Source organism: Streptomyces sp. B93, from assembly GCF_018070565.1.
Taxonomy (GTDB): Bacteria; Actinomycetota; Actinomycetes; order Streptomycetales; family Streptomycetaceae; genus Streptomyces.
Genome location: NZ_JAGPXL010000043.1, coordinates 39,977 through 57,864, shown reverse-complemented (window position 1 = coordinate 57,864; position 17,888 = coordinate 39,977). Strand labels below are relative to the sequence as shown.

16 protein-coding genes are annotated in these 17,888 nt (G+C 73.3%); 6 read left to right on the top strand and 10 right to left on the bottom strand.

From position 1 onward, the window contains the following. Window positions 1-284 precede the first annotated feature (284 nt). Window positions 285-926, bottom strand: a complete 642-nt coding sequence (locus tag KBY47_RS29470) for a bifunctional 2-polyprenyl-6-hydroxyphenol methylase/3-demethylubiquinol 3-O-methyltransferase UbiG (protein ID WP_210926341.1) — start codon at window positions 924-926, stop codon at window positions 285-287. A gap of 258 nt (window positions 927-1,184) precedes the next feature. Here KBY47_RS29470 and KBY47_RS29465 point away from each other — a divergent pair, with 258 nt between their 5' ends. Then, window positions 1,185-2,567: an alpha-lytic protease prodomain-containing protein gene (locus tag KBY47_RS29465; protein WP_210926339.1), complete on the top strand. Its 1,383-nt coding sequence runs from the start codon at window positions 1,185-1,187 to the stop codon at window positions 2,565-2,567. A 19-nt stretch (window positions 2,568-2,586) separates the two neighbouring features. Here the strand turns inward: KBY47_RS29465 and KBY47_RS29460 are convergent, their stop codons facing one another. From KBY47_RS29460 to KBY47_RS29435, 6 genes are all read right to left on the bottom strand, one after another. Then, window positions 2,587-3,651: a serine hydrolase domain-containing protein gene (locus tag KBY47_RS29460; RefSeq protein WP_374103126.1), complete on the bottom strand. Its 1,065-nt coding sequence runs from the start codon at window positions 3,649-3,651 to the stop codon at window positions 2,587-2,589. Continuing rightward, window positions 3,648-4,568: a hypothetical protein gene (locus KBY47_RS29455; RefSeq protein WP_210926337.1), complete on the bottom strand. Its 921-nt coding sequence runs from the start codon at window positions 4,566-4,568 to the stop codon at window positions 3,648-3,650. The genes KBY47_RS29460 and KBY47_RS29455 overlap by 4 nt, the downstream gene beginning before the upstream one ends. Further along, window positions 4,565-5,539, bottom strand: a complete 975-nt coding sequence (locus KBY47_RS29450; protein ID WP_308405332.1) for a hypothetical protein — start codon at window positions 5,537-5,539, stop codon at window positions 4,565-4,567. Before KBY47_RS29450 ends, KBY47_RS29455 begins: the two co-directional genes overlap by 4 nt. Then, complete coding sequence (locus KBY47_RS29445) at window positions 5,536-6,261, bottom strand: hypothetical protein (protein WP_210926335.1); 726 nt, start codon at window positions 6,259-6,261, stop codon at window positions 5,536-5,538. Before KBY47_RS29445 ends, KBY47_RS29450 begins: the two co-directional genes overlap by 4 nt. A 21-nt stretch (window positions 6,262-6,282) precedes the next feature. Beyond that, on the bottom strand, window positions 6,283-6,471 hold the full coding sequence (locus KBY47_RS29440) for a hypothetical protein (RefSeq protein WP_210926334.1): 189 nt from the start codon (window positions 6,469-6,471) through the stop codon (window positions 6,283-6,285). A gap of 145 nt (window positions 6,472-6,616) precedes the next feature. Further along, window positions 6,617-7,024, bottom strand: a complete 408-nt coding sequence (locus KBY47_RS29435) for a four-helix bundle copper-binding protein (RefSeq protein WP_210926332.1) — start codon at window positions 7,022-7,024, stop codon at window positions 6,617-6,619. A gap of 150 nt (window positions 7,025-7,174) precedes the next feature. On the opposite strand from KBY47_RS29435, the gene ppk2 reads away from it, so the two are divergent. Beyond that, the gene (gene ppk2, locus KBY47_RS29430; protein WP_210926330.1) at window positions 7,175-7,978 is read left to right on the top strand and encodes a polyphosphate kinase 2; all 804 of its coding nucleotides are present in this window, start codon (window positions 7,175-7,177) and stop codon (window positions 7,976-7,978) included. Window positions 7,979-8,149: 171 nt separating this feature from the next. Further along, a complete protein-coding gene (locus KBY47_RS29425) occupies window positions 8,150-9,490 on the top strand; it encodes an aromatic acid/H+ symport family MFS transporter (protein WP_308405331.1) in 1,341 nt (446 codons plus the stop codon). A gap of 52 nt (window positions 9,491-9,542) precedes the next feature. Here the strand turns inward: KBY47_RS29425 and htpG are convergent, their stop codons facing one another. Both htpG and KBY47_RS29415 read right to left on the bottom strand, forming a co-directional pair. Further along, a complete protein-coding gene (htpG, locus tag KBY47_RS29420) occupies window positions 9,543-11,429 on the bottom strand; it encodes a molecular chaperone HtpG (RefSeq protein WP_210926328.1) in 1,887 nt (628 codons plus the stop codon). A 52-nt stretch (window positions 11,430-11,481) separates the two neighbouring features. Further along, entirely contained in the window at window positions 11,482-13,134 is a 1,653-nt protein-coding gene (locus KBY47_RS29415; RefSeq protein WP_308405330.1) for a hypothetical protein, read from the bottom strand. 224 nt (window positions 13,135-13,358) lie between these two features. Here KBY47_RS29415 and KBY47_RS29410 point away from each other — a divergent pair, with 224 nt between their 5' ends. Beyond that, window positions 13,359-14,099 carry a carbonic anhydrase gene (locus tag KBY47_RS29410; RefSeq protein ID WP_210926324.1) on the top strand — a complete coding sequence of 247 codons (741 nt, stop codon included), beginning with the start codon at window positions 13,359-13,361 and terminating at the stop codon, window positions 14,097-14,099. A 10-nt stretch (window positions 14,100-14,109) separates the two neighbouring features. Here KBY47_RS29410 and KBY47_RS29405 read toward each other — a convergent pair whose 3' ends face one another. Beyond that, window positions 14,110-15,438, bottom strand: a complete 1,329-nt coding sequence (locus KBY47_RS29405) for a phytase (RefSeq protein ID WP_210926322.1) — start codon at window positions 15,436-15,438, stop codon at window positions 14,110-14,112. Window positions 15,439-15,667: 229 nt separating this feature from the next. Here KBY47_RS29405 and KBY47_RS29400 point away from each other — a divergent pair, with 229 nt between their 5' ends. Both KBY47_RS29400 and KBY47_RS29395 read left to right on the top strand, forming a co-directional pair. Beyond that, window positions 15,668-16,231, top strand: a complete 564-nt coding sequence (locus KBY47_RS29400) for a hemerythrin domain-containing protein (RefSeq protein ID WP_210926320.1) — start codon at window positions 15,668-15,670, stop codon at window positions 16,229-16,231. Window positions 16,232-16,631: 400 nt separating this feature from the next. Beyond that, on the top strand, window positions 16,632-17,888 hold the full coding sequence (locus KBY47_RS29395; protein WP_247695416.1) for an MFS transporter: 1,257 nt from the start codon (window positions 16,632-16,634) through the stop codon (window positions 17,886-17,888).

The following is a 17,888-nucleotide window of genomic DNA, read 5'->3' as shown; positions in this document are numbered from 1 at the left end:
GCCCCCGCCCGCCCCCCCCTGCGCCGCGACTTCTGTGCGGGGACGGGCCCCGGGCGCCGAGGCGCCGAGGCGGCGAGGCGGCGCAGGCGGGGGCGGGCGGGGGCGGGCCCTAATCGCCAACGCGGCGCAGACAGAGGCCGGTCCCTCATCGCCAACGCGGCACACACGGAGGACAAGCCCCATCCGCCAACGCGGCACACACGGACGACAGGCCCTACCCCCCAACGCGGCACACACAGAAGCCAGGCCTCATCCGCCGAGGCGACGCAGACAGAGACCAGGCCCTACCCACCAACGCGGCGCAGGCGCCAGACGTGGTCGTCGCGGTGGCCCTCGACGCCGTCCGGGGAGGTGCTCGCCCGGCGGACCGTCTCGCGGGTGTCGACCGTCCAGCGGCCGGCGGGGAGGTCCAGTTCGGTGAGGACGCTCTCCAGGGTGGGGAACACCGCCTCGAACGGCGGCTCGGTCTGCCAGGACGGCCACCCGGCGTGCAGCACGATCAGCAGCGTGCCGCCGGGGGCGACCGCGGCCGCCGCGCGCCGCAGCACGCCCTGCTGGTCCAGGGGCACCGGGGACTGGAGGTAGTGGGCGCTCACCAGGTCGAACTCACCCTCGGGGAACGTCTCCCCCAGGGTGTGCCGCTCCCATGCGGTCCGGTCGGCGACACCCGCCTCGGCGGCGTGCCCGGCCGCGCGGTCGAGGGCCGTGGCGGAGATGTCCACACCGGTGACCCGCCAGCCCTGCCGGGCCAGCCACACGGCGTCACCGCCCTCGCCGCACCCCAGGTCGAGGGCCGTGCCCGGCCGCAGCCCGGCCACCTCCCGGACCAGGAGTTCGTTGGGGCGGCCGCTCCACACCCGGGCGGAGTCCCGGTAGCGGGCCTCCCAGAAGGCGACGGCGGGCTCGGTGACAGGGGTGTCGGACACGGCTGCTCCTCGGGGTGCGGGGGTCCACGGGTCGTCTGACCGACAGCCTGCCCCCGGCCCCGCCCCAGGCGCGAACACTCTTGCCATTTCCGCAAACGCCGGAGGACGGCGCGCCTACTCCACATGACACCCCGTGGGTCCCCCATCGCGCGAATGCGGTCGCGGCGAGGCCTAGGTACCGCCGTCGGGCGGGAGTCCGACGACAGGGCGCCGAAGCCCTCCGCCGTACACCGCACTCGTCACCTGGAGGTCCCACGCATGGTCGGCAGACACGCCCCGGGCGGGCACCGCGCCGTTCTGACCGCGGTCGGCACCCTCGGTGCCCTCGTCGTGGCATCGCTCGCCCCTTCCGCCGCCGCACCGCCACCCGCGCCCGGACCTCCGCCCACCGCCGACCGCACGCTCGGCGCCGACCGTCCCTCGGCACCGGTACTGCGCGCCCTGCAACGCGACCTCGGACTGACCCGCGCCCAGGCGGCCCGGCGGCTGGTGAACGAGGCCGAGGCGGGCACCCGCGCGGGCCTGCTGCGCAACGCCCTCGGTGAGCGCTTCGCCGGTGCCTGGCTGCGCGGCGCGACCTCCGCCGAGCTGCATGTGGCGACCACGGACGCCGTGGACGTGCCCACCATCGAGGCCCAGGGCGCCAAGGCGGCCGTCGTCGAGCTGCCGCTCGCTGAACTGCACGCCGCGCAGGCCAAGTTGGACGCCGCGGCCAACGGCGCCGGCACGGACCGTACGCCCGTGTGGTACGTCGACGTACCGGGCAACCGGGTCGTCGTGCAGGCCGTCGACAAGGCCGCCGGGGACGCGTTCGTGACGGCGGCGGGCGTCCAGGCGGAGCGGGTCGCGATCCGGGTGTCGGCGCTGCGGCCGCGGCTGATGGCGGACATCGTCGGCGGTGACGCCTACTACATCGACGACACCGCCCGCTGCTCCATCGGCTTCTCCGTCACCAAGGGCGACCAGGAGGGCTTCGCCAGCGCCGGGCACTGCGGCAAGCCCGGCGCGAAGACCAGCGGGCACGACAAGGCGGACCAGGGGACGTTCCAGGCCTCCACCTTCCCCGGCAAGGACATGTCGTGGGTGGGCGTGAACGCGCAGTGGACCGCGACGCCCGACGTCAAGGGCGAGGACGGCAAGAAGGTGCAGGTCACGGGCTCGGTGCAGGCGCTGGTCGGGGCGTCCGTGTGCCGCTCGGGCTCCACCACCGGGTGGCGCTGCGGCACGGTCGAGCAGCACGACGCCAGCGTCAGCTACGCGGAGGGCACGGTGAACGGCCTGACGCAGACGACGGTGTGCGCGGAGCGCGGCGACTCCGGCGGCCCGTACGTCTCCGGCGCCCAGGCCCAGGGCGTCACCTCCGGCGGTCTCGGCGACTGCACCACCGGCGGGACGACGTACTTCCAGCCCGTCAACCCGATCCTGGACGACTTCGGGCTGGTCCTGAAGACGACGTCCGGGACGGCGCCGGACCCTGCCCCGCAGGACAACAGCGTGGCGGACACCTGGGCGGCGGGCCGGGTCTACGACGCGGGGGCCACCGTCGTGCAGGCGGGCGTGCGCTACCAGTGCCTCCAGCCGCACCAGGCACAGGGCGGCTGGTCGCCGCAGGGCACCCCCGCGCTCTGGCAGCGGGTGTAGGGCGGGTGACCGGGGCCCGTCAGTCGTCCTCCCACAGCAGCCCGTAGGCGGTGGCGACGAACGGGTCCCGGGCACGGAAGCGGCGGGTGCACAGCGCGGCCAGGGCCGTGCCGGTGTCGGGCCTGAAGCCCAGGAAGGCCTGCTGGCCGAGGGTGGCACCGCTGTGGAAGTACATCGGGCCGCCGTCGGTGGGGTGCCGGAACCACGCCACCGTGTGCACGTGCCGGTGCCCGAGGCCGCGGCGCAGCACGGGGGTGCGCACCGCCGTGAGCGCTCCGGCCAGCGGGGAGCCCTCGGGGCCGAGGTGGGCTTCGAGGAAGGTCAGCAGGTCGTGCGGGGTGGCGCGCACGGCGCCCGCGGGCTGGAAGCCGCCCGCGTCGAAGGCGGGGACGGGGGTGCGGCCGTCCTTGCCGTGCCCGGTGGCGTCCCTGCCGTCGCCCCGGGCCGCGAGGTCGGTGTCCGTCAGCCTCAGCGGGCCGAGCAACTGCCCGGTGACGAGGTCCTCCCAGGGCGTCGCGGTCAGCGCGGTGACGGCGTGGCCGAGCACGGCGACCCCGAAGTTGGAGTAGTGCCAGCGGGTGCCGGGCCGGTGGCGTGGGCGGTGGCGCCGGAATGCCTCCACGACCCGCTCGGCCGGGTAGCGCCCGTAGGGGTTGGTCCGCCAGGCGGGCAGCGCCCGCAGCGGGAAGTCGCGCGGCAGGGCGGGCAGTCCGGAGGTGTGGGTGATCAGGTGGGTGAGCGTCACCGGGCGCGGGCCGGGCCGCCGGTCGCCGTCCAGGCAGGCAGCGGCCGTCTCGCCGCCGGTCAGCACGGAGCGCCCGACCAGGTCGGCCAGCAGCAGCCCGGTGAACGTCTTGGTGGCCGATCCGATCTCGTAGCGCAGCACCTCCCGCCCGGCCGGGGGCGGCGGGGCGGTGCCTCCGTGGCGGACGACGCGGTGGCCGTGCCGGGAGAGCGCGAACACGGCGTCGGGTGCGTCGGCGGCCTCCACGGCGGCGTCCAGACGGCGGCTCAGCTCCCGCCGGTCCGGGTCCACCGCAGCGGGCCGCGGTCGATCGGCGGTGGGCGGGTGCGGCGCCGTCACGAGGCGGCCCCCACCAGTGCGCTGAGGGCGCGCGAGGTGGCCAGCACGGAGGCGAACGCGGCGACCAGGGTGGGGTGGTAGACGAGGTCGAACACCTCGTCGGGGTCGCCCTCGGGCATGGCGCGTACGGCGGGCACGGCGCCGTCGGGCCGCTGCGCGGCGGCGAAGCCGGTCCAGGCGCGTTCGTCGAGGGCGGGGCGCGGCAGACAGGCGTCGACGGCGAGGAGTTCGCCGAGCAGGTCCCAGCGTTCCAGGTCCAGCCAGTCGTCGGTCCACACCGGCAGCCACACCGTGAGGTAGTCGGCGAGGTGCGGCGGCAGCCCGCCCGGGTGCTCGCCCCAGTCGGTGAGGTGGAAGACGGTGTGGGTGATGTCGTAGGCGGTGTGGCCCTCGACCGTCCAGGGTTCGGGGGTGGCGGCCAGCCAGGTGGTGCCGGTCAGGTCGGCCTCGGGGGGCCGGGGCGGCAGGCCGAAGCGGCGCTGGAAGGCGGAGAGGCCGAGGCGCCGGGTCGGGGTCACGGGGAAGCGGGCCCAGCTGTCCAGGCGGTGGTTCAGCGCGGTGGCCCGGTCCATCTCGGGCTGGCTGTAGCCCAGTTCCCTGAAGGGCAGGTACACCTCGAAGGGAACGGTCGAGAACGGCTCGGTGCGCTGGCCGCGGACCAGCATGCGGCCGCCGTCCAGGGTCTCGCGCCAGGTGTGGTCGAGCAGTTGGCGGGCGAGGCGCGCCTGCCGTGACCCGGCGACGCCCTCGCGGAACAGCACCCCGCAGATGAGGGCCAGTTCACCGATCGGCTTGAAGCGTTCCAGGAAGCCCACTTCGGGGTCGGCGTCGGGCTCCAGGCGGAAGCCGTCGCGGTGGGCCCACAGCCACTCGATGGCCTGGGCGCCCATGTGGTGGATGAGACGGGGGTCGGTCATCCCAGCGCTCCTCGTCCGCCGTACCCGTCGGGCACGGCCGTCAGGGAGGGTGCCGCGCGGTGCGGTACGCCGTCGTGGGCCGGGCGGGCCAGGGTCAGCGCGGCGGCGAACGCGGCCATCAGCGTGGAGTGGTAGCAGTCGGCGAACTCGTCGCCGGTGCCGTACGCGCCGCCCTCCTCCGGTATCGCGCCGGACGGCCGCCGGGCCCCCGCGACGCGCTCCCAGGCCTCCGCGAGCGGTTCCGGTTCCGGTGGCCGGGGCAGGCTCGCCGCCACGGCCAGCAGTTCGCAGCCGAGGTCCCACATCCGGGCCTCCAGGCAAGTGTCGAGCCAGGGCGGCAGCCAGTGCAGCAGGTAGTCGGTGAGGCGCGGGGGGACGCCCTCGGGTGCGCGTCCCCAGTCCGTGAGGTGGAAGACCACGTGGGTGACGGCGTAGCCGGCGGCGCGTTCGAAGGTCCACGGTTCCGGAAGTGCGCCCAGCCAGGTGCGGTCCAGCGCCCGGGTGACCGGCTCGTGCGGGCGGATGCCGCCGCGCCGCTCGGCGCCGAGGACGCCCAGGCGCCTGGTCGGGTACTGCTCGGTGGAGCGCCAGCCCCGGGTGCGCGCGACCACGGCCGCGGACGCCTCGTAGCCGGGGTGGCGCAGGCCCGCCGAGGCGAAGGCCGCGTACACCTCCAGCGGGTAGGTGGCGAAGGGTTCCAGGGCCTGCACGCGCCCGAACAGCTCGCCCCGGCCGGTCTCCCGCCAGGCGAAATCGAGCAGTTCGGAGGCGCAGGCGTGCAGCGGGTCGTGCCGGGGGGTGCGCGCGGTCACGGTGGAGCAGACCTGCGCCAGCTCCCCGAGCGGCTTCCAGCTGCGGTTGACCTCGCCGTCGACGGCCAGCGCGGCGTCGTCGAGGCGGAAGCGGTCGCGGTGCGCCGAGACCCAGGCGAGCGCCTCCCGGGCCACCGGTCTCGGGTGCGCGCCGGTCACCGCGGGACCCCGGCGGGTACGGCCATCAGGCGTGCCGCCGTCAACTGGAGTGCCACGCGCGGGTTGTCACCGCCCATCAGTTCCACGAAGGCGAGCCCCTCGTCCAGGCCGAGTGTGTCGGGCACGCCGTCCAGCAAGGTGAGCCAGCGCCCGGCACCGGCCGCCTGCTGCCAGTCGCGGCGGCGCACGGCCCGGACGAAGCCGCGGGCGACGTCCACCGGGCGGGCCCGGGCCGCGCGTGCCACCGCGCAGTCCTCGCCGGGCAGGGCGAGCGGGGCGAGCACGGCGAGCTGGTGGGTGAGGGACTGCCAGCTGGCGCCCTCCAGCCAGCCCGCGTCGGGTTCGGGCGGCACCCGCGCGGACGGCGCGCCTCCGGACGGCCCGTCACCCGAGGGCCCGAGCCGCCACAGGGTGCGGGTCATCGCCCAGTGGCTCCATACGACGGCGGGGGCGGCGTCGGCGCCCGGTGGGTGTGCGGCCACGGCCTGTTCGAACAGGGCGAGCCGGGCGGGGTCGGGGGGAAGGGGGAGGAGGACGCCGGGCAGCAGGGTGTCGGCGCCCAGCACCCGTACGGCGGCGCGGGCGAGGGTGCCGCTCGCGTCGTCCGGCCCGGGGAAGCTCCCCGCTCGTACGTGGTCTCCGCTCCGGAGAGCGGAGACCACGTCGGTCGCGAGGTCCAGCACCATGCCCTCGAGGAGGGCCGAAGTACTCGACTCTGCCATCTCATCGCTCCCGTCGGTCCGTCAGCCCTTCTTCGGGCGCGGGGTCGGCGGCGAGAGCAGCAGGGTGGTGGTCCCGGACTGGAGGGCCAGGGCGGCGCACTCACGGCTGTCGCGGAAGACGCCGTCGGCCTCGGCCGGGTTCAGTGCCGCCTCGATCTCGGGGGCGTCGATACGGGTGACTTCCTCGGTGAGCTTCTCGGTGTAACGCATGGGTCGCATCTCCCTTTGGATGTCCTGTGTCTCACTTCGCAAGTGCCCCATAACGGACATAACATTCAATCAGCCTCCCTTTTCTCTTATTTCACTCTTTCAACATGTGAAGGCCCAAGCGGCCTGCGCGGGACCGCGGAGGCCCTCAGCCGAGGGCCTCGACCAGCTCGTTGCACGCCTGCTCGCAGCGGCGGCAGGCCTCGGCGCACAGCCGGCAGTGCTCGTGCTGGTCCGCGTGGGCGGCGCACTCGTCGCCGCAGGCCTTGCAGGCGGTGGCGCAGGCGGCCAGGATCGCGCGGGTGACGTTGGCGTCGTAGCCGGTGTGCCGGGAGAGCACGGACGCGGTGGCGTTGCAGATGTCGGCGCAGTCCATGTCGGTGCGGATGCACTTGGTCAGCTCGCCGACCATGCCCTCGGACAGACAGGCGTCCGCGCACGCCGTGCACGCCTGGGCGCAGGCGATGCACTCCTCGATGCAGCGGGTGAGCTTCTCGCGGTCGACGCCGCCGAGGTCGGCCGGGTAGGTCGCGAGCATGTCCTTGACGGTGGCCATGACGGGTCTCCTTCGGTTGGGTTTCCGACTCCCCTGGCGACTAGCCCGCCCACCCGGCGACAAACACGGGGGTACGGCATGCGCCGGAGGTCGCCGGAAAGTAGCGTGACGTTCAGTTGTTCGACATCTGTGGCGGTGAGGGCGGGCGGCATGGCCGAGGAGAAGACCGAGAAGGTTCCGCGCAAGACGTACGAGAAGGAACTGCTGCGGCTCCAGACGGAGCTGGTGAAGCTCCAGGAGTGGGTGCGCGCGGAGGGCGCCCGGCTGGTCGTGATCTTCGAGGGGCGGGACGCGGCGGGCAAGGGCGGCACGATCAAGCGCGTCACGGAGCACCTGAACCCGCGCGTGGCCCGCATCGCGGCGCTGCCGAAACCGACCGAGCGCGAGCGCACCCAGTGGTACTTCCAGCGGTACGTCGAGCAGTTGCCCGCCGCGGGCGAGATCGTGCTGTTCGACCGCAGCTGGTACAACCGCGCCGGGGTCGAGCACGTGATGGGCTTCTGCACCAAGGAGGAGTACCAGCTGTTCCTGCGCCAGTGCCCGATCTTCGAACGGATGCTGGTGGAGGACGGGATCATGCTGCGCAAGTACTGGTTCTCGGTGAGCGACGCGGCGCAGCAGGAGCGCTTCCAGCGGCGCCTGGAGGATCCCCTGCGACGCTGGAAACTCTCGCCGATGGACCTGGAGTCGATCACCCGCTGGGAGGACTACTCCCGCGCCAAGGACGAGATGCTGGTGCACACCGACATCACCGAGGCGCCGTGGTACGTCGTCGAGAGCGACGACAAGCGCCGGGCGCGGCTGAACATGATCGCCCACCTGCTGGAGTCGGTGCCGTACCAGGACGTGGAGCCGCCGGTGCTCGACCTGCCGAAGCGGCCGGCGTCGAAGGGCTACCAGCGGCCACCGCGCGACCTCCAGAACTACGTCCCCGATCACGCGGCCACGCTCTGAGCGGTCGCTGAGCGGTCTCCGGGCCCAGACCGTTGACAGCGGCGGGAGCCATGCGGAGACTCTCCTTCCACCACGTGAGTGACATTTTCTTCACCAGACGAACACTCACGGGAGTAAACCAGAGCCGCCGCCTCGCTCTTCACGACGCCGTGAAAGAAAGTGGGTTCCCCAGTGACAGCCTCCGCGTCCCCGCCGAGCCGCTCGTTCCGGACCGTGGCCCCCGTCATCGCGCTGTGCTGGCTGGCCGTCTTCTTCGACGGCATGGACGTCAACATCTACGGCGCCGTGATGCCGCACCTGCTCGACGACCCCGGCCTCGGCTTCTCCCCCGGCACCGCCGGGACCGTGGGCAGCTGGACCACCTTCGGCATGCTGATCGGCGCGCTCGCCGCCGGTACCCTCACCGACTGGCTCGGCCGCAAGCCGCTGGTGACCGGCAGTGTCGTGCTCTTCTCGCTCGGATCGGCGCTGTGCGCGGCGGCGCCGGGTGCCGAGGTGTTCGGGGCCGGGCGGTTCCTGTCCGGCCTGGGCCTCGGCGGGCTGATGCCGATCGGCCTGGCGATCGTCGCCGAGTTCGCGCCACCGCGCCGGGCGGCGCTGGCCACCGGCCTGATGATGACCTCGTACCACGCGGGCGGCATGGCCGCGACCGGCATCGGTCTGGCTGTCGCCCCCGAGCACGGCTGGCGCTGGGTGTTCTGGGCGGGCGTGCTGCCCGCGGTGATCGCCGTGCCGCTGGTGACCCGGTGGTTGCCGGAGTCGCCGGGCGTGCTCTTCGCCAAGGGCCGCGCCGACCAGGCGTACGCGGTCGCCGACCGCTACGGGCTGGACCGTCCCGTCGCCGCCGAGGCGCCCGAGGCGGGCGCCAAGGGCCGGATGACCGCCATCGGCGCCCTGTTCGCGCCGGGCACCCGGCTCGCCACCCCGCTGCTGTGGGTCGCGTCCTTCGCCGGTCTGCTGCTGGTCTACGGCGTCTCCACCTGGCTGCCCGAGCTGATGCGGGCCTCCGGCTACTCGCTCTCCTCGTCCGTCACCTTCCTGATGGTGATCAACGCGGGCGGCATCGTCGGCATGCTGGTCGCGGGCCGCACCGCGGACCGGTTCGGGCCGGTCAAGGTGTCGGCGACCTGGTTCCTGCTGACCGCCGCCGGTGCCTTCCTGCTCCGCGCCCAGCTGCCGCTCGGGGTGGCGTACACCGTCGTCTTCATCACCGGCGTGTGGCTGTTCAGCGCCCAGGTGATGGTCTACGCGGCCACCTCCCGGGTGTACGCGCCGGGCGAGCGGGCCACCGGGCTCGGCTGGGTGACCGGTGTGGGCCGCACCGGCGCGGTGGTCGGTCCGTGGCTGGGCGGCATGGTGATCGCGGGTGGCGACGCCGGGCTCGGCTTCACCACCTTCGCCGTGGCCGCCGTGCTGGGCGCGGTCGCCATCTCGCTGGTACCGCTGGCGCGGCGGGCGGGACGTGGGCCGGTCCCCCGGCAGCGGGCGGTCCTCGCGGGCGCCGCGGACTGATTCGGGGCCGGTCCAGGGCGGGCGGCACCCGGTGCCGCCCGCCGTCGCCTCGCTACAGGGCGCGCTCCAGACGGTCCGCCATCAGCCGGACGAAGCGCGCGGGGTCCTTCGGCTGGCCGCCCTCGGCGAGCACCGCGAGACCGTGCAGGAGTTCCGCGGACTCGGCGAGCCCCGTGCGGTCCTCCCGTTCGTCGAAGGCCTGCTTCAGGCCCTTGACCAGCAGGTGCCCGGGGTTGAGTTCGAGGATGCGCTTGGTCGGCGGGACCTCCTGGCCCATCGCGCGGTACATGTTCTCCAGCGCCGGGGTGATGTCGTGCGCGTCGGAGACGACGCAGGCCGGGGAGACCGTCAGCCGCGACGACAGCCGCACCTCCTTGACGTCGTCCCCCAGTTGCTCGGTCATCCAGCCGAGCAGGGCGGCGTACTCCTCGTTCCGCTTCTCCCGCTCGGCGTCGGCGCCGTCGCCCTCCTCGTCCCCGAGGTCGATGTCGCCCTTGGCGACGGAGCGCAGCGGCCTGCCGTCGTACTCGCCCACCGCCTCGACCCAGACCTCGTCGACGGGGTCGGTGAGCAGCAGCACCTCGACGCCCTTGGCGCGGAAGGCCTCCATGTGCGGGGAGTTCTCGATGCCCTGCCGGGACTCGCCGCACATGTAGTAGATGTCGGACTGTCCGTCCTTCATCCGCTCGACGTAGTCCTTGAGCGTGGTCGGCTCGCTGTCGTGGTGGGTGCTCGGGAACGTCGACGCGGCGAGGATGGCGTCGCGGTTCTCGGGGTCGGTGACCAGGCCCTCCTTCAGGGCGGCTCCGAACTCCCGCCAGAACGTGGCGTACTTGTCCGGGGCGGAGGTCATCATGTCCTTCACCGTGGCGAGGACCTTCTTCGCCAGGCGCCGGTTCATCCGCTGGATCTGCCGGTCCTGCTGGAGGATCTCCCGTGACACGTTCAGCGAGAGGTCCGCCGCGTCCACCACGCCCTTGACGAAGCGCAGGTACGACGGCAGCAGCGCCTCGCAGTCGTCCATGATGAACACGCGCTTCACGTACAGCTGCACACCGCGCCGGTGGTCCCGGGTGAACAGGTCGTGCGGGGCGTGCGACGGCAGGAACAGCAGCGCCTGGTACTCGAAGGTGCCCTCGGCCTGGAGGCGGACCGTCTCCAGCGGGTCGCGCCAGTCGTGGCTGATGTGCTTGTACAGCTCGTGGTACTCGTCGTCGGACACCTCCTCGCGCGAGCGCGCCCACAGCGCCTTCATCGAGTTCAGCGGCTCCGCGTCGCCCTCGGCGGCGGACGCCAGCCGGATGGGCCAGGTGATGAAGTCCGAGTACCGCTTGACGATCTCGCGGAGCTTGAAGTCGGCCGTGTAGTCCGGCAGTTGGTCGTCGGGATCGGCGGGCTTGAGGTGCAGGGTGACCGAGGTGCCCTGCGGGGCGTCCTCGTCGAGCCGCTCCAGGGTGTACGTGCCCTCGCCGCGGGACGTCCAGCGGGTGCCGCCGCCCTCGCCCGCGCGCCGGGTGACCAGGGTGACCTCGTCGGCCACCATGAAGCTGGCGTAGAAGCCGACGCCGAACTGCCCGATCAGGCCCTCCGCCCCGGCGGCGTCCTGCGCCTCGCGCAGCTCCTTCAGCAGTTTCGCGGTGCCCGAGTTGGCGATGGTGCCGATGAGTTCGGCCACCTCGTCGTACGACATCCCGATGCCGTTGTCCCGCACGGTGAGGGTGCGGGCCTCGGGGTCGGCCGCGATCTCGATGTGCAGGTCCGAGACGTCGGCGCCGAGGGTGTCGTCCCGCAGGGCGGCGATACGGAGCTTGTCGAGCGCGTCGGAGGCGTTGGAGACGAGTTCGCGCAGGAACACGTCACGGTTCGAGTAGATCGAGTGGATCATCAGCTGGAGCAGCTGACGGGCCTCGACTTGGAACTCAAACGTTTCGGTCGGCATGGTTCGCGAGTACCTCACAGGTCACGGGTCGCGGACGTGGTACGCCACCATGTTAGGAAGCTCCGCGGCAGAAGCAGGACGCCTCCACGGGAACGTCCGCCAGCGCGGCGGCGATCTTCAGCTGCTGGGCGACGATCCGCGCCTCGGCCGTCTTGCCCTGGCGGTGCAGGCACTCGTGGAAGCCGTGCAGGGACCAGACGTTGCCGGGGTGTTGGAGGGCGCGCGGCAGGCTGTCGTCGAGGCCGAGGTCGGCGCGGTAGACCGCCTCCGCCTCCGTGACGTGCCCCTGTTCCAGCAGCAGGGCGCCGTAGGCGTGCCGGGTGGGCTGCATCCAGCCCCAGGGTTCGTCGTAGGGGAGGCTGTCGTCGAGTTCGACGGAGCGGCGCAGCGCGGCGAAGGCGGTGTCGTACTCGCCGTTGCGGTAGGCCAGTTCGCCGTCGAGCATGGCGGCGGCGACGGCGAGGATGTCGACGCTGCGGTTGTTGAACAGGGTGCGGCTCTCGGGGACCTGTGCGAGGGCCTCGCGGAACAGTTCGCGCTCCGCCTCGGCCTCGTCGGTCCTGCCGGTCGCGGAGAGGGCGACCCCGCGGGCGTAGCGCAGCATCGCGGTGGTGACGCGGTACAGGTCCCGGTCGGCGGGCAGGGGCAGGTCCAGGATGTCCGCCCAGCGGCCGAAGCGGATCAGTACGTGGACCCGCATGGCGACGAAGCTCTCCAGCCAGTCCGCCATCGGCGGGCTCTGCACCCGCAGCAGCTCCTCGGGGATGGCCGCTTCCAGGGCGTCGGCGGCCTCCAGGGCGGTGCGGGACTGGCCGAGGAACATCGCGCCGTAGATTCGGAAGTGGTGGTTGTGCACCCGGTAGAGGGTGTAGAAGTTCATCGCCCCGGCGCGCTCGCGGTACTTCTCGTCGGCGGCGACGGCGTCGGTGTTGGCGGCCACCACGCGCCGGTAGTCACCGCAGAGCACGTCGAGGTGCGAGGGCATGTGCTGGAGGTGGCCCGCGTCGGGGACGAGGTCGCGCAGCCGGTCGGCGACCGTGAGGGCACGCTCGGGGTCGGGCGACATCTCCATCAGGTGGATGTACAGGTGCAGGATGCCGGGGTGGCGGGCGCCGTCCTCGGTGGCGAGGGCGCGGTCGAGGACCGCCTTTGCCTCGACGGTGCGGGAGCCGGGGGCGGGCTCGCCGGTGGTGATGTCCCACAGCTGCCAGGGGGTGAGGTTCATCAGCGCGTCGGCGTACAGGGTCGCGACGTCGGGGTCGTCGGGGGCGAGGTCGTAGGCGGCGCGCATGGCGTCGGCGTAGGGCTCGTTCCACACCGAGCAGTCGGCGACGGCGTCCGGCTGGGGGTAGCGGGCGCGCAGCGCGGCGATCAGGGCGCGTTCGACGGGGGTGGCGTGTTCGGCCGCCGTGCGGTGGGCGTGTTCGACGGCGGTGTGGGCGCGGTCGACGGCGCGGGTCGTCTCCTCGGCGTCGAAGGCGTCCCAGGGCTTGTTGTAGTTGGGGCCGAGGGCGTAGGCGATGCCCCAGTGGGCCATCGCGCAGTCGGGGTCGGCCGCGACGGCGGCCTCGAAGCAGGCGATGGCTTCCTCGTGGTGGAAGGCGTACGTCCACACCAGCCCGCGGTCGAACCACCGCTGGGCCTCGGCGGAGCTGGTGGTCACCGGGCGGGTGAGCGTGCCCAGGTCGTAGTAGTCCCCGTCCACGCGGCCTCCTGAAGGTGACAACTGGCCCGATTTGCCCTGGATGACCATAACAAGCCGGTGGATTCCATGGCGGGTGTGCGACGCCGGGCGCCCGCATGTGCCGGGTCGGGGAAAGGAACCACCTCGGGACGGCCAAGCGGGGTTCAAGAAGCGATCACGATTCACCCAGGGCCGGCCATGATTCCGTAACCAGGATGATCAGTTCGAGGCTCGGACATACGTTCATGGCCGTGACCCAGGATTCCTTCCCCCACTCCACGCCGGCCCCCGCGCGGCGCGCCCTGCTGCGCGCCGGACTGACCGGGGCCGCGACCGCCGGTCTCGCGGCCGTCGCCTCCCCCGCGTCCGCCGCCCCCGCCGCACCGGCGGCCCGGACGCGGCCCACCACCCCCGACCAGGCGCTGCGCGAACTGGCGCGGGGCAATCTGCGCTGGCGCACCTACCGCGAACGGCACCCCGACGAGACACCGGCCGTCCGGCGGGCGCTGACGTCGGGTCAGCACCCGTTCGCGGTGATCCTCGGCTGTGTCGACTCCCGGGTCCCTCCGGAGCTGGTCTTCGACCAGGGCCTGGGCGACCTGCTCACCGTCCGCTCGGCGGGCGAGGTGCTGGACGAGGCCGTGCTCGGCAGCATCGCGTACGGCGTGCTGGAACTGTCGATACCGCTGGTGATGGTGCTCGGCCACCAGTCGTGCGGCGCCGTGGGCGCCGCCGTGGAGGCGGACGAGACGGGCGAGCCGCTGCCCGCCCACATCCAGTACCTGGCCGACCGGATCGCCCCGGCCATCGACCACACCGTCGAGGGCGCCGCCCGCGTCGACGCCACGATCGACGCCAACGTCCGGCTCGTCCGCTCCCAGCTCGCCGCCGAGCCCGACCTGGCGGCCAGGGTGGCGACGGGGCAGCTGGCCGTCGTGGGCGCCCGCTACGAGCTGACGAGCCAGCTGGTCCACCGCGTCGGCTGAGGCCCGGTGCTCAGTCGTCGAGCACGTCCAGGACGTCGGCGAGGTCCACGAACTTGAAGCCGGTGGCCTCACGCCCACCGGACCGCGGGGTCTCGTCGCCGTCCTGGACCACCAGCAGTCCGTTCGGGTAGCGGCGGCCGAGCGGGGCGTTCACGGCGGCGGCGCCGTCGCACTCCTCGGAGCCGTCGAGCCGCGCCGAGGCGGCGGCGACCCGGAAGCCGCCCTCGTACTCGTTGCCGTCGCCGGTCTCCCGGTCGTAGGCGGCGAAGGTGTCGTCGCCCTGGCTGGAGGCGATCAGATAGCCGTCGCCCCCGGACTCGGGGATCAGGGTCAGGCCCTCCACGTCCGCGGCGAGCCGCTTGCCGCCGAAGCCGGGGTCGGCGCCCGCCGCGCACTCCTCCGTCTCCTCGTCGTAGGTGCCGGGCACGCCGTACTCGCGGACCTTGTCGATGAGCCGCGGCCTGCCGGTGAGGTCGGCGCGCATCCGCCAGATGCCGACGTCCTCCTGCCCGGCGTACAGGACGCCGTTCGCGGGGTCGACCACCATGCCCTCGACCTGGGGCAGCTCGCCGGGCTCCAGGCACGGCGTCCAGGAGGTGCCGTCGGGCAGCCGGAAGACGGACGGCAGGTCGAGGGTGCGGACGGTGCGGTAGGAGACCGTGCCGGAGCGGCCCGGGAGCAGTTCCAGGAGCGCGACCCGGGTGGTCTCACGACGGCTGACCAGCGCGTAGGAGCGGCCGGTCGAGCGGTCGGTCCAGGTGGCGAGGCCGTAGGCGGTGCGCTGCTCGTTGATCTCCTCCTGGCCGGCGGAGAAGACGGGCGGCACGGCCGGGTCGGTGACGTCGGTGAGCGGACCGCCGCTGCGGTCGCGGTCGATGCGGTAGAAGCGGAGCCGGTCGTTGCCGCGGTCGCTGGTGACGGCGAGGTCGGCCCGGCCGGTGGACAGCTTCAGACCGTGCACCAGGTCGACGTTGTTGAACCGGCCGGGGGCGTCGTCGGGCCCCGGACCGGCCGGGGCGGCGACGGACTGGATCTCCTGGGCGTCCAGGTCGTAGACGCGCAGGCCGCCCTCCTTGGCCGTGGCGACGACCAGGCTGCGGCCGGGGTCGGCGGCGTTGCGCCAGATCGCCGGGTCGTCGGCGTCCGCGTTGCCGCCCTCCTCGTCGTCGTACAGCGCCGCCGTCTCGGCCAGCGGCCGGACCGCGGGCAGACCGTCCGCCGCGGGCGCCTTCTTCCCCAGCGGCCGCGCGCCCGCCTGCGCGGGCAGCGTCACGGTGAGCGCGACCAGGGTGGCCGTGGCCAGCAGGACGCGGGATCGGCGGATACGGGACTCGGACACGGGGGGCTCCTTCGGTCCATGATCGGATGCTCGGGCAGCCTGGCGCGGGTGCGTGAAGGACCACGCCGGTGGGACCCACGCCGAGACGGACATGGCATGAACATCCCATGTACGGCGCCTCTGGTCGCGGGGCCGGATCGCGCGGACGTTAACCGCACCCGCACCAGGGCACCCGGGGCCGTGGCGGGTCCGGTCCGGAGCCGTCGCAGTCCGCGTGGAGGTGAAGAACATGGGCCATGGTGGGAACGTGATCGACGAGCTGGTGACCGATCACCGCGAGGTCGAAGAGATGTTCGGCCGTATCGAGGCGCTGCCGCCCGGCGACAAGAACCGCAAGCTGCTCGCGGACCAGGCGACCATCGAACTGGTACGCCACTCGGTCGCCGAGGAGGCCTACCTCTACCCGGCGGTGCGCCAGCACGTGCCCGACGGGGACGCCATCGCCGACAAGGAGATCGAGGACCATTCCAAGGCCGAACAGATCATGAAGGATCTGGAGGGGTGCGCCGCCGACGACCCCGAGTTCGACCGGCTGATCGGGATGCTGATGGCCGAGATCCGCTCGCACGTGGCCGACGAGGAGGAGAACCTCTTCCCCAGCCTGCGGGCGTCCTGCTCGGCTCAGACCCTGGACGAACTGGGCGACAAGGTCCGGCAGGCGAAGAAGACCGCCCCGACCCGGCCGCACCCGGCCGCTCCCGACAAGCCCCCGGCGAACAAGCTGCTCGCCCCGGGTGCCGGGCTGGTCGACCGGATGCGCGACGCGCTGACAGGACGCGGCAAGAAGGCCTGACGGCCACCGAGGGGCCCGTCGCACGGCGACGGGCCCCTTTCGCGTGCGTACGGCGTCCTCCTCGCGCGTTCGGGGCGGCAGACACCTGTGAGGAACCACACTCAGGGGGCCAAGTAGCCCTCCGGAAGCGGCACTTGCCCACGGTCACGGCCGGGGCGCGCCGGGCGTCCCCGTCGGCTCGGCCCCCTCTTCTGCCACGATGGTCCGCGCCGTCATCCGGCACCACTTCGGATCAGCCGCGCAGCGCAGCCGGCGGTTCTCCGGCGCCGTCTTTTCGAGTACGCATCGAGTACGCACTGTGTCTTCCTCCCCCGCCCCTGCCCTGCCCTCCCCCGCGCCCGAAACGGCCGCGGCGCCCCGCGAGTCGCGCTCGCCCTGGCGGGCGCTGCGGTACCGCAGCATGCGCTGGTGGTCCCTCGCCAACTTCGTGTCCAACGCCGGTACGTGGATGCAGCTGACCGTGCAGAACCTGCTGGTCCTCCAGATCACCGGGTCCGCCGCCGCGACCGGCCTGTCCATGTCCGTGCAGGCGGCCCCCGCCCTGCTGATGAGCCTGGTGGGCGGCGCGGCCGTGGACCGCTTCCCGCGCAAACTGACGGCGGCCGTCAGCCAGGCCGCCCTCGGCACGATCGCGTTCGTGACGGCGACCCTGGTGGCGCTGGACCAGCTGAACCTGGCCTCGCTGATGGTGCTGGCCGCCGTGACCGGCGTCGTCGCGACCGTCGACGGACCGGCGTGCGCCCTGCTCGGCAACGACCTGGTGCCGCCGCAGGACCTCCCGTCCGCGATCGGCGTGGGCGCGCTGGTGCACAACGCGGGACGGCTCGCCGGTGCGGCGCTGGCCGGTGTCACGGTGGGTGTGCTCGGCACCGCCTCCGCGTACGCGGCCAACGGGCTGTCGTTCCTCTTCGTCACCGCGGTGATCCCGTTCCTGCGGCCCGCGCCCGGGACGGTGCGGGTGGCACCGGTGAAGTCGCTGCCCGGCGCCGCCAAGCGGGACGGCCGTGACCTCACCGTCCGGCAGGGCCTGGCCTACTTCGTGCGACGGCCCCGGCTGGTCGCGCTCGCCGCCGTCACCGGCGTCAGCGCGGTCTTCGGCCGGAACTACGCCCTCACCCTGGCCGTCCTGGTCACCGGGCCGCTCGCGGGCGGCGCCGGGGCGTTCGGCACCGTCTCCACCGTACTCGCCGTGGGCGGCATCGTCGGCGCCGTCCTCGGCGCGCGGCTGCGCAGGCCCTCGGTGCGCCTCGTGGGCACCCTCGCCGCGGTGGGCGGACTGCTCCAGGTGGCGGCCGGTCTCTCGCCGTCGCTGGCGGTGCTGCTGGTGCTGGTGCTGCCGATGGCCGTCGTGGAGTCCGTCTCCGACACCGCCGGGACGGCCGTTCTCCAGACCGACCCGCCGTCCCGTCTGCGGGGCCGGGTGCTCGGTGTCTGGGGCAGCGTCGGCACGGTGTGGAGCCTGGGCGGGCCGCCCGCCCTGGGGCTGCTGATGGAGCTGGCGGGCGCGCGCGGCGCGCTGGTCGCGGGCGGCCTGATCATCGCCTGCTCGATCGCCTCGGGCCACCTGCTGCACCGCCGCCGCACCGTGCAGCCGGTCGTGCTCCGCGGGGACGAGGACCACACCCCCGCCCCGGCGGCGCTGGGCACGGCCGCCTGA